The following is a 12184-nucleotide window of genomic DNA, read 5'->3' on the forward strand; positions in this document are numbered from 1 at the left end:
TGAGTGGATATATGAATGAGCCTGAGAACATCAGTAATAAAAAATTGACTCTTGCTAGTTTTAATTTAAGCAAGGACAAGTGTAGTGATAGGCTTAAGTCTAGCTCTTCTGCTGACAATTTATATTCAGTTAAGGGTAGTACTGCAGTAGAAGTTAAAAGAAAGAGAAAAAATAATTCATTGGATTCTGTTTTACGAGGTGAGGATACTGATGGTTCTTTAACAAGGCAAGAGCAAGTTTCTAGGATAAATGCTTTTTATAATGCTGCGTTAACAAAACAAGAGGTGAAAAGCCATTATAAACAAGAAGATGAGCATATTGAAAAAGATGCAATAGAAGAAAATCAAAATTTGGAAGGTGTTAAATACGTTGATGATAGCAAGAAGAATATAAAAGAAACTGATCATGATAATCAAAAGTTTAAAAAAGCTAAACCGAATATAAATAAAAATCAATCCTCTAATACATACTTTAAACATGAAAAATTTGCTCTTGAAAAAGCCTTGGTACAAGATCAGAATGATGAACCAAGACGAACTTTTGGCATAAGAGCTAAAAAAAATAGGCGCCCTAAATCAATAAAACGCTCAAATATATCACGCGAAATTCTTATTCCAGATGAAATTACAGTGAGAGAACTTGCTAAGCGTATGGCAGAGAGAAGTAAGGATGTATTAAATGTTCTATCTAAAATTGGTAAAATTATTAAATTAGATGATTTTTTAGATCCAGATATAGCATGTGAAATAGCAGTGAGTTTCAATCATACTTTTAAAATGGTAGGTGGTTCTCAAGTGGAAGAAAAGATACTGCAAATCGATGAAAAGTTACCTAAATTACCACGCCCTCCTATTGTTACATTTATGGGACATGTAGATCATGGTAAAACTTCTCTGCTTGATTTATTTCGTAAATCAAATGTTGCTGAAAAAGAATCAGGGGGAATCACTCAAAAAATTGGTGCGTATCAAACGATAACTCAAGGTGGTCATAAAATAACTTTCATAGATACACCTGGACATGAAGCATTTACTGCAATGCGCGCATGTGGTACGAATGTAACTGATATAGTAGTACTAGTTGTAGCAGCAGATGATGGGATAATGACTCAAACAGTTGAAGCAATTAGCCATGCTAAAGCTGCGAATGTACCCATTATAGCTGCAGTTAATAAAATTGATAAAGTGAGTAATGTAGAAGGTAGTGTAACAAAAATTGCCAATAATTTATTACAGTACGATCTTATTCCTGAGACATTAGGTGGCGATGTTATAATTGTGCCAGTATCAGCAAAACAAAAAATAAATCTGGAAAAATTAGAAGAGGCAATAGTGCTGATTGGAGAATTAATTAATTTGAGAGCAGTTACTGATTGTCATGCTTCGGGAATAGTTATTGAGTCAAAAGTTGATAAAAGTCGTGGGATACTTGCAACTTTGGTAGTGCAACGGGGAACATTAAAAATAGGAGATATAATAGTTATAGGGAATGGATATGGTAAGATTCGTAGTATGTTTGATCATAATGGAAAAAATGAGAAGGTAGCTTTGCCTTCAGCTCCAATTGAAGTTGCTGGACTAGATATTATACCAAGTTCTGGAGATCAGTTTGTAGTTGTAGAATCTGAGAAGCAAGCACGTGAGGTTGTTGAGTATAGAAATAATTTAAGTAATAATAAAGTAAGCACTGACTCAATAGATATATTTAGTCAAGAAAATGATGTAACAAAAATACCTATTATTTTGAAATGCGATGTTACAGGGTCAATTGAAGCAATACGTAATGCAATTGTTAAATTAAGTAATGAAGAAGTTAAAGTGAATGTTTTACATAGCGGGATTGGAGTAATAACTGAGTCAGATATTCTACTTGCTGAAGCCTCACAAGCTATTATCTTAGCCTTCAATGTGAAGGCAGATTCAAGAGTAAGAGACCTTATAAAACAGAAAAAGATAGATATCCGTTTTTATGATATAATATATGAATTAATTAATGACATAAAAGATTTTCTAAACAGTAAACTAAAACCTGTAATACAAGAGCATAATGTTGGATTGGCCTCTGTTAGGGAAGTATTTAGTATAGATAAAACAATAAGTATTGTGGGTTGTCATGTGACAAGTGGTGTAATAAAGAAGGGTGCATTAGTTAGATTAAAGCGTAATGACAAACTAATATGTGAATGTGAGGTTAAAATCTTACGTAGATTTAAAGATGATGTAAAGGAAGTTAAATCTGGCTTTGAATGTGGTATATCTTTAAGCGGTTGTACTGAAGTACAACCTAATGACACTATAGAGGCATTTGAACTGGTAGAAAAACAGGCAAAGCAATATGCATAGAAAATTACAAATACAGTCAGTTTTATGTAGAGCAATTGCAAAGATCTTCATGGAAGGCAAAGTATGTAGCCATGGTGTTTCAGTTTCGAAAATTAATTTAAGTAATGATCTAAAAGTAGCAGACGTGTTTATAGCTTTGTCTTTTTGGAGTAAAGGAGATAAGCATTCTGTTTTAGCAGAAATAAAGCAATCATCTTATTTTATATATAAGCTCTTGTTAAAAGATGTTAGCTTACGTTATGTACCAAAGCTAAATTTCAAATTAGATGATGATCAGCAGGAAACATACAAAAATCAATAAGAAGAAAAATGGATTTAGTATGATATATAGCCACCTCCTAGAACTCTTTCCCCTAAATAGGCAACACAAGCTTGCCCTGGACTAATACCAAAATAATCATTTTTTAAAATAACCTCAGTACTACCGCTTTCATTAGTAGGGTATATCCTTGCTATACTACCACTATGTAATGATCTAAGTTTTACAGTTACTTCTAGTCCCTCACTTGGAATTGGGTCTTTTGCTAGCCAATTTAATTCTCTTACAAAGAGTTTATTCTTCATCAGTTTATCTGCTGGTCCAACAATTACTTCTTGGTTTTTGGCATCTATTTTAACTACATAAAGTGGCTCATGTGAAGATATACCAAGCCCTCTTCTTTGCCCAACTGTAAAATTTATTATACCGTTATGATAACCTAAGACTTGACCATTCACGTGCACAATTTTACCTTTTACTAAAGACTCAGGCTTCAGTTTAGCAATAGTGCTGGCATATTTATCAGCAACAAAACATATATCTTGGCTATCAGGCTTTTGAGCAATTTTTAAATTAAAATATTCTGCAAGCTCTCTAACTTTATTTTTATGAAAAGCACCAAGAGGGAAACGCAAAAATTTTAGTTGCTTAATTGTTGTTGCAAATAAAAAATAACTTTGATCTTTACTCTTATCTAAACCAGAATATAGTTGAACTTCTCCGTCCTTTTCTATTCTTCTAATATAGTGTCCTGTAACTAATGCATCAGCTTCTAAATTTTGTGCCACCTTAAGCAAATCACGAAACTTGACAGTCTGATTACATTTTACACATGGAATTGGTGTTTCTCCATGAGTATAATTTTCAATAAAATCATCTATAACTTCTTTTTGAAATATCTCTTTGTAGTTTAATACATAATGAGGGAAACCAGAAGTTTCAGCAACACGCTTTGCATCATAAATATCTTGTCCGGCACAACAAGCACCCTTGCGAGCACCATTGTTACTACTATAGAGTTCAAGGGTAATACCAATAACTTGATAGCCCAAATTATGAAGTAGTACCGCAGCTGTGCTACTATCGACTCCTCCAGACATTGCCACTACAACTTTTGTTTGTTTTGGTATTTTATTTGCCAGTAGCGGTTCTATTTCAAATTCATTTATCATCAGACTTACTGAAAGTTAACATTTTACTATATTTTAAAATAATTGAAATTAAGAATCTAATCTTTTAGGTTCTTTTGCAATCCCTATAAACAGCATATTTTTGTCTTATATAGTAAAAGCTTTATCTGCATTATTGGTGAAATTGTTCCAACCTCTTTATTTATAATATCAAATTTTCTTCTACAAATGCGTTTTAGATAAAATTCTGCAAGGATGGGCATTAAAGCTATGCTAATAATTTCTTTTAGGATACTCTTTATTAGCATTTTAACCTTATCTATGTGACTTTGTGTTACCTTTACCACATGTTCCACCACTCCCTTAAGAGCTAAATTGTTTTTGAAAGGTAGTGCATTTTCTATCCCTGCACTTTGTAAAAGCTCTCTAGGCAAAAGGGTTCTACCTTTGCTGTTTAAATATCTTTCATTACGCAAATTATTCATTAAACTCCAAGCAATACCGGAGTGATAGATTATTTGGTCTAAATCACTATCACAATCCTTAATATCTGCAGTAGTAAGAATCATCTTCATCAGATTTACTGTAGTTTTTGCTGCATTATCCTCAAGCTCCTCAATATTTAAATATTCATCCTTACAAACTGCTTCCTCATAACCATCAAGATATTGATGGAATAAAGCTTCTGGAATATTAGTAGACTTTATCACTACTTCTAATTCTTTTGTAATCTTATCAGCATCTGTAAGCTTGTTACTGTAGATCATCTCAATCTTTTCACGCCACCATTTAATGCGTACAAGAGCAGTCATAATTTCGGTACTATTATACAATATATTGCTGATCTCTATGTTAAACGCAGATAAGACTAAGAAGTAGTATCTTATATCTCCTTTGGAGAACAATGCACAAACAAAACGATCTCTATCATTTTGACGGACGTAATCAACACAATATGAATCTATAGTGCTACTGTGCATCTGCTAGAAACATAATTAGAATTAATTAATCTTTCTGCTAAAATTCGACTATTAGAATCAAGATCAATAATATTATCGAGAGAATCAAAAAAATTAGCTGTGATTTTTACTGCTGCAAGCGTTTCTTGCACTATTTTTGCAATATCTAAAAAACCTATTCTTGACTCTACAAATGCACCTGTAGCAATTTCATTTGCAGCATTTAGTATTATGCTATTTGCATGTGGTGTGTTAGAACGCAATACTTCCATAGCTAATTTTAAAGCAGGAAACTGATTATAATCAGGTTCAAAAAATGTTAATTTTTGCTTAGTTAAATCCAGCTGTTTATTTGTTATACTTGACCTTCTAGGCCAAGACAACGCATAAGATATAGGGATATCCATATCGGGACATGCGAGTACTGCTAAATTAGATCCATCTTTATAGGATACTACGCCATGTACTATTGATTCTGGGTGTATAACAACATCCAATTTACTTAGACCAACTGCAAATAAATTCTGAGCTTCAATTAATTCTAAAGCTTTATTCATCATAGTTGCACTGTCAATTGAATTTTTTTTCCCCATTTTCCAAATAGGGTGACTCATTGCATCACGCAATGTTACATTTTGCATTTGCTCGTAAGTTAAATGTAAAAACGGACCACCGGAAGCTGTGAGCACAATTTTATCAAGGTTATAACTGCTATGAAAGATCTGAAAGATGGCATTATGTTCTGAGTCTATGGGAACAATTTTTACCTTATGCTCCTTTGCCTTTCTTAGCATAAACCCCCCACCACATATGATGCTTTCTTTATTTGCTAGAGCTATAATCTTTGTTTTAGATTCTATGATTTTCATTGTTGGCATAAGTCCAGCAATGCCAACTATGGCAACAACAGCTCGATCTATAGGGATAGAAGCTGCAGCTGCAAGTCCTTCACTACCTGCTTCAACATTAATCTTTGTGTCAGATAAAGATTCCTTCAAATCTCTAAAAAATCTCTTATCAGCAATAACAACATTTTTTGCATTTACTAAACGTGCCTGCCTTGCGAGTAATTCAAAATTTGAATCTGCAGTTAAAACTTCTACTTTATATTTGTTTGGATTTTTTAGCAAAAGCTGCACGGTCTTTTGTCCAATACAGCCTGTTGAACCAAAAACTGAAACTCTCTGCATTTAATTCTATAAATAAGATTATTTAAACGCAAAATTCTGCAAAGTAAATTTTGTTTTTTGTAGAGTAACTAATTCATTTCATAGTAAAAAAGAAAAAATTCAAAATGCTTAAAAATGTTATTCATAAGTATACATAATTCTCTGAGTTATTGTTTATTTTAGATATATTGTATTGATTTTTTAATCGACCTATTGTTGATTTAGTGCCAATCTGGAGAGGTGTACAACATCAGAGAGAGGAGCGTTTTTAGCCCTTTTCACGGATTCCCACCATGAGAGGACTACCAGTTGATAATTGGAAGCGCTATGGCTATATGTTTTAAGGCATATAACTATAAGGATATCAACCCTTACTCTAGGCAAAAGAGCCTAAAATAGCTAAAACTATTCAGTAGGTCGCCAAAGATCCTATTCAATATATTCAGATCTTTTTTTCCTATACATCTGCCACTTTAAAGGCCGCCTCTACAGCCTCAATCTCTCCAGATTGGCATTCTCTTTATATCATATACATTCACAACCATGGAAGCAGAAAAATGTGTTTTTTGCACTTTTTTAACTTTTTTTGCAAGTAAGCTTCAGGTTTGAGAAAATTTAACTTTAAAACCTAGAGCGCAATCAGTTTAATCCAAAATGAAAAATTCTTGATTTTTTAAATTAATTTATTAATATATTTATTTAATAATAAATTTAAAGATACTTTTATGTTAACTAATCAAAATAAATCACAAGCTGAACTTGATCATAGTCTTTTTAAAGCTCTTTATAAAAGAGATATAAACGAAATTAAAAATCTATTAGAACAAGGTGCAAATGTTAATGCTGAAAATTTGAACGGAAGTAGTCCTTTGCATATTGCTATTCAGCATAATAGCAGTGTCATGATAATAAAAATGTTATTAGAATATGGTGCAAAAATTGACGCTTTGAATAGAGATGGTAGAACGCCTTTACATATCGCCGCATCAAAACGTAAATTAATAGCAACAAAAGAGTTATTAAAAAATGGAGCAAATGTTAATATTAAAGATTGTAATGGTATGACACCTTTAAAATTACATATTGAGGATAATACACAAAAACAACCCAAACTTCTTGGTAATATCACCTTTTTACTTTTAGTTTTTGGTGCTAACTTAATTGATGAAATAGATGATAACTCTATTTTTAATAAACGTATGAAAAAATTTAACAGAATAAAAAGTAAATACCCCAATTGTGCACAATTGATACAAGCAAATGAAGCTTCAAAAGCCACTTTACAATATAAAGATATTCAAAAATTAGATGAAAAACTTAAAAATATTAATAATTCTTATTATTTTTTTATATATGATGCACTACAAAACCTTAAGCAATACATGCTGGAAAAATCTACAGCACAATACATATCAGATTTATCTAATAGAGATACTGTACTTAATACATTACAAAAAGCTTATGCAGCACCCGTCAGAGAAATCTACAATAGAATTGAATTCACTAGCGTAACTATAGTCTTTCCTAAAATAAACGATAAACCTCAATAATAGAGTTACCAACAAGAAGTAATAAGTTTTCTTGTTGATACATTCTAGGTCTTAGCCAGCTTTTAATTGTGTGCCAGCAATTTTCAATTGGATTAAGATCTGGTGAATATGGAGGAAGATAGAGTAAATTGCCTTTTCAATTAATTCTCTTGTTTTAGCGGTTTTATTGCATTATCGATAACTATCGCACTGTAATTGTGGTAATAATATTTGTTCTAACCACAGATTAAGCACCTCTTTGTCACAACCTCCAGTAAAGGTCAGAGGTGCAACAAATCTTCTTCCATCCTATTATGTTCTCGTCTTTTGCCAGTGCATGTATTTTCTCTCCTCTTGTCCATATTCTCTATATAATCTTTCATCTCTTGATAAATTTTTTTTAATGTGATTTTTAGTTATTGTACCAAATTGCGCTTATTCCGAAACCAATTTCATCTCTGCCAACTGGATGCTTTTTACATATTCTTCTAGGGGTCTATTTTTCGTATGAAACCACTAGCTTTTGCTGGTTTTATCCGGCAGATTGCTTTTTCAGCCATCTGTATAGTATTGCTATTCCAACAGCTCCACAACCTCAGCTTTCGACTTCCCTTTCTCAACCATAGATACCGCTTTCTCCCGTAAATCTAAGCTATCTCTTTATATACTAAAAATTTCATTATACCTTTATCACTTATTTTTGAAAGTACTATAGTAACGAGGTATGAGTTAGGCCAAAGCAAAAAAAAACATGCTTCAAGTTCCAGAAATAATATTAAACCTCATGTTATATTTTCTCTGAGAATTGCGATAAACTGTACCAGACACCACTTAATCTGACAGTGACGAATTAACTGACAGAAGAATTTAAATATACTATCAGAATCCTGATTTAATATTTTTCTAAAAAGCAATATATCAAGAAAAGTTTGCATTGGCGTTTTATCATAGCAATATTTGTCTGATTGTCTCATTGTAAGAACGCAACCAACATCAATTTGCAGATCTTCTAAAGAACTATATTTCTAAAGATGATTTGCATAGTTTTGTGAAGCATTGGTCTGTGGAGAGTGGGTTTTGGTTCTAGAATGATCGATATGCCTAAATAAAGCTGATAATTTCACGCAATATTCTGTACCTCTATCAGTCAAAATGCGCAATATCAAAGAATGCTATCATTTAGCAAGAGGTAATTGCTGTCTTATCGACTTAGCAAACGAGAATAAGTATCAATAAAAGTCTAGCTGGTAAATTCGCCCATTATATTACCCACGTAATATGTATCCTGAGAACCCAGATAACCTGAGTATCAATTTCACTATCTTTGTTCTTTCACTTTTTCTAAAGCTGTTAGAATTATTCCATCTTTTTGCTTCTAGTGCTTTAAGTCTTTTCTTAAAAGTCTCAACTATCCACCTTCAGATATTATTTTTTTCTCAGCTCATTTTTTATATGCTGGAAATTCTGTTGCTATACAGATCTTTCTATGTCTTCCGAAACTCTGTTTGCAAACTTTCTTACTTATCTCATCTCCATTTTCGTATAACTCCTTGAAGCGATAAAATTTGAATATCCCATACGCTTGTGACACATTTCCTAGTTGTCTTGCTAAAATCCTAATTTTAGTATTTTTGTTCTAAGTGTCAGTTCAAGTTTTATTTAATACAGTTTATGCTATAAAGCGAATTTTTTAGCAGCTTTGAGTCTGTTAAAATCTTCTTCGGCATGATATGAAGATCTAGTTAATGGGCTTGATGATACCATTTGAAACCCCTTGGAATAAGCTGCATACTTATAATATTCAAATTCTTCTGGAGTAACATAGCGATCAACTTTGGCATGCTTAGGTGTAGGCCTGAGATATTGGCCAATTGTGATAAAATCGACATCAGCTGCTCGCAAGTCATCCATAACCTGCAGTATTTCCTCTTTCGCCTCTCCAAGACCAACCATAAGCCCAGATTTAGTAAAAATATCGCTATTATTTTGCTTAACTTTTTTAAGTAAAAATAAAGAATGAAAATAGCGAGCACGCGGTCTAATTTTAGCATATAATCTAGGTACTGTTTCAACGTTATGATTATAAACATCTGGGCCCACTTTTGCTATTTTTTCAATTACCCCTTCTTTATTTAAAAAATCTGGTGTTAAAATTTCCACTGTTGTACTGGAATTAATTTTTCTTATTTCCTCTATACATCTGATAAATTGCTCAGCTCCACCATCTGGAAGATCATCCCTATCAACAGAAGTAATTACAACATGCTTTAAACCTAGTTTTTTTACGGCAATTGCCAAATTTTCTGGCTCATGAGGATCAAGTTTATCAGGAATTCCTGTTGCAACATTACAAAATGCACAAGCACGCGTACACACTGATCCTAAAATCATCACTGTTGCATGACGTTTATTCCAACATTCTCCAATATTAGGACATGCTGCTTCTTCACATACTGTATGTAAATTATATAATTTAACTATATTTAAAGTTTCATTAAAAACATCACCAGATGGAGCTTTAACTCTTAGCCATTCAGGCTTACTTTGCATATTTATTTATAAAAGTTTTCAAGTTGTATTTTTATTTTCTGCGCTCTTAATTTTAACTCCTCAAGCTCTACTTTCATCTTTTTTGCATCTGATTCTTCAGAATTTGTTTCTACTTCCTGCATCTTCAGCCCAACTTTTTCAAGCTGTACTTCTATTTTAGGCATTTTTGCAATCAAATTTTTAAGTCGAATTTCGGTCTTGTGCTTTTCTGGTACCAACCCTTTTAGTTGTATTTCTATCTTCCTTATTTTTAAAACTAAACCTTTAAACTGGATCTCTATCTTTTGCTCTGCTGAAATTAGCTTCTTTAGCTTATTTTTTATCTTTTGAGCTTTTAAGCTTAAATCCTCTTTAGCAACACTTAATAAATATTGATCTAATCCACCTTTATAATCTATAGTTCTTAAAGTCTTTGTTGCTATACGTTCTTTGAATTTTTTGTTTAAAATCTCACTTCTTAAAGAAACGTTGTGCAAGTTCAACAAAAAAGTACGCTTAGTCTTACGATTTGAATGAGATACTTTATTACCAAAACCTTTCGTTCTACCAGTTAGACTACATACTCTACTCATTTTAATTATTCCATATAGAAGTTTTAATTTATTTTAAACATTTTAGCTATTTAGTCAATAGATTATGTCTCTAGCTACCTATAAATTATAGGACATAATTTTAGATTCTTTGAGTTTTTCAAAGGCAAAAATCATTGTAATTCAGATACCAATACTTCTTTACTAAGAATTTGTGGTAGAATTTTTCCTTCCTTATTATGAAAATATAACACGTATAAAGGCACACCACCTCTTTTGAATTTTAGTAGATACTCGGTAATTTTTTCATCTTTTTTTGTCCAATCTGCTTTCATATACATAACATTTTTGCTTCTTAAAAGAGTTTGCATATCCTTTGATGTTAGTAAATGCTCATTAATCTTACACGTCACACACCAATCAGCACCAACTGCAACTAAAACATTGCGTTCATTTTGAACTAGACTGATCAGTTTATCGATGGAGAAATCAGCAACATTAGTGTCTTGCACATACACCATATTTTTCACTACAGCAAATGGAAGCAAATTTAGGAAAATTAGAAGCACAACTGTATAAATTCTTGAGCTTAATTTAGTGAGTACCCAAATACTAAAAACTAAGAGTAAAAGTCCTGTTAGTGCTGGTAGTATGGTGTTAGCATTTGATTCCTTAATCAATACCCAAAATAGCCAGATACTTGAGAGGTACATTGGAAAAGCTAAAAATTGTTTAACAGTCTCCATCCATTGCCCTGGCTTTGGCAAAAATTTAAGAATAGTTGGAAAGAATGATATAAGAAGATAAGGAAAAGCCACGCCAAATCCTAGTGCTTGAAAAATAAGTAAAAAGTGTAAAGTTGGTTGAGTTAAAGCAAAACCTACAGCAGATGCCATAAATGGTGCAGAACATGGAGTTGCAACTAAAATTGCAAATACTCCAGTACAAAAACTACCAATGCAATTTGATTGATTTATGTATTTGTTGCCAAAGTTAGGTAAAATAAAAGAAATGTCATAGAATCCAGAAAAGGATAATCCTATTAAAAACATAAGGTATAGTAGCACTAATATGAATATGGGAGACTGCATTTGATATCCCCAACCTACAGCACCGCCCATGCTACGTAGTATTAATAGCAACACTGCTAATATAAACATACAAAGCAACACACCAACGGTGTAGGCAAGACCTTCAATTTTTATTGTAAGATTACTAAGACCTTTAGCTTTTTTTAAAATTGAAAGAAATTTTAGTGAAAGAACAGGGAAAACACATGGCATACAATTTAAAATAATACCACCAATAAATGCAGAAATTATGGCATTGATAAAACTCATAATATAAATATTAAATTACCTTAATATATTCTTTTTATGCAAAAAATCAAAACGGACTATTAAAAATAGTATAAATAATTAAGATTAGGCAAAAATGGTTTACTTTTGAGCAACAGCAAATAGGGATACAAAAAGATAATTTTCTTTTGAACTATCGCTGTCATAAAAACTAGAATTTGAAATTTTTGAATATTTCTAAATTTTGCTCTTCTAAGAACCTGTAAGAGATCTCAAGACCCCCTGCGAAAATGAGGAAACAGGTATAAAAAGAGAGAGAAAGATATAAAATAGCAGTTTTGGCAGAAGTTATGAAAAAGTGGCAAATATATATTCCGTCAATTTGCTGATAGCAGAATGCGAAAAAATAGTCGAAATA

The 12184-nt window shown here is 32.0% G+C and carries 9 protein-coding genes and 1 pseudogene; 3 read left to right on the forward strand and 7 right to left on the reverse strand.

Going from position 1 to position 12184, the window contains the following annotated elements; all coding sequences use genetic code 11:
* The first annotated feature begins 11 nt into the window (after positions 1–11).
* Entirely contained in the window at positions 12–2342 is a 2331-nt protein-coding gene (infB, locus tag AACL09_RS03140) for a translation initiation factor IF-2 (protein ID WP_339048899.1), read from the forward strand.
* Positions 2335–2643 (forward strand): ribosome-binding factor A, encoded by a 309-nt coding sequence (locus AACL09_RS03145; protein ID WP_339048901.1) that lies wholly within the window; start codon positions 2335–2337, stop codon positions 2641–2643. The genes infB and AACL09_RS03145 overlap by 8 nt, the downstream gene beginning before the upstream one ends.
* A gap of 14 nt (positions 2644–2657) precedes the next feature.
* Here the strand turns inward: AACL09_RS03145 and mnmA are convergent, their stop codons facing one another.
* From mnmA to dxr, 3 genes are all read right to left on the reverse strand, one after another.
* On the reverse strand, positions 2658–3773 hold the full coding sequence (gene mnmA, locus AACL09_RS03150; RefSeq protein WP_339048903.1) for a tRNA 2-thiouridine(34) synthase MnmA: 1116 nt from the start codon (positions 3771–3773) through the stop codon (positions 2658–2660).
* An 83-nt stretch (positions 3774–3856) separates the two neighbouring features.
* Positions 3857–4711 carry a squalene/phytoene synthase family protein gene (locus AACL09_RS03155; protein WP_339048905.1) on the reverse strand — a complete coding sequence of 285 codons (855 nt, stop codon included), beginning with the start codon at positions 4709–4711 and terminating at the stop codon, positions 3857–3859.
* Positions 4693–5880, reverse strand: coding sequence for a 1-deoxy-D-xylulose-5-phosphate reductoisomerase (gene dxr, locus AACL09_RS03160; protein WP_339048908.1), 1188 nt, complete (start codon positions 5878–5880; stop codon positions 4693–4695). Before dxr ends, AACL09_RS03155 begins: the two co-directional genes overlap by 19 nt.
* A gap of 704 nt (positions 5881–6584) precedes the next feature.
* On the opposite strand from dxr, the gene AACL09_RS03165 reads away from it, so the two are divergent.
* Positions 6585–7409, forward strand: a complete 825-nt coding sequence (locus AACL09_RS03165) for an ankyrin repeat domain-containing protein (protein WP_339048910.1) — start codon at positions 6585–6587, stop codon at positions 7407–7409.
* Here AACL09_RS03165 and AACL09_RS06380 read toward each other — a convergent pair.
* The 4 genes and pseudogenes from AACL09_RS06380 to AACL09_RS03185 all read right to left on the reverse strand — a co-directional run bounded on the left by AACL09_RS06380 (position 7384) and on the right by AACL09_RS03185 (position 11808).
* Positions 7384–7497 carry a hypothetical protein gene (locus tag AACL09_RS06380; RefSeq protein ID WP_410519826.1) on the reverse strand — a complete coding sequence of 38 codons (114 nt, stop codon included), beginning with the start codon at positions 7495–7497 and terminating at the stop codon, positions 7384–7386. The genes AACL09_RS03165 and AACL09_RS06380 overlap by 26 nt on opposite strands.
* Positions 7498–9062: 1565 nt before the next feature.
* Entirely contained in the window at positions 9063–9938 is an 876-nt protein-coding gene (lipA, locus tag AACL09_RS03175) for a lipoyl synthase (RefSeq protein ID WP_339048912.1), read from the reverse strand.
* Positions 9939–10210: 272 nt separating this feature from the next.
* Positions 10211–10510 (reverse strand): annotated as a pseudogene (gene rpmB / locus AACL09_RS03180) (50S ribosomal protein L28); the annotation flags it as partial.
* A gap of 131 nt (positions 10511–10641) precedes the next feature.
* Complete coding sequence (locus AACL09_RS03185) at positions 10642–11808, reverse strand: protein-disulfide reductase DsbD family protein (RefSeq protein WP_339048914.1); 1167 nt, start codon at positions 11806–11808, stop codon at positions 10642–10644.
* Between the last annotated feature and the right edge of the window lie 376 nt (positions 11809–12184).

The organism is Candidatus Mesenet endosymbiont of Phosphuga atrata (assembly GCF_964020175.1).
Taxonomy (GTDB): Bacteria; Pseudomonadota; Alphaproteobacteria; order Rickettsiales; family Anaplasmataceae; genus Mesenet.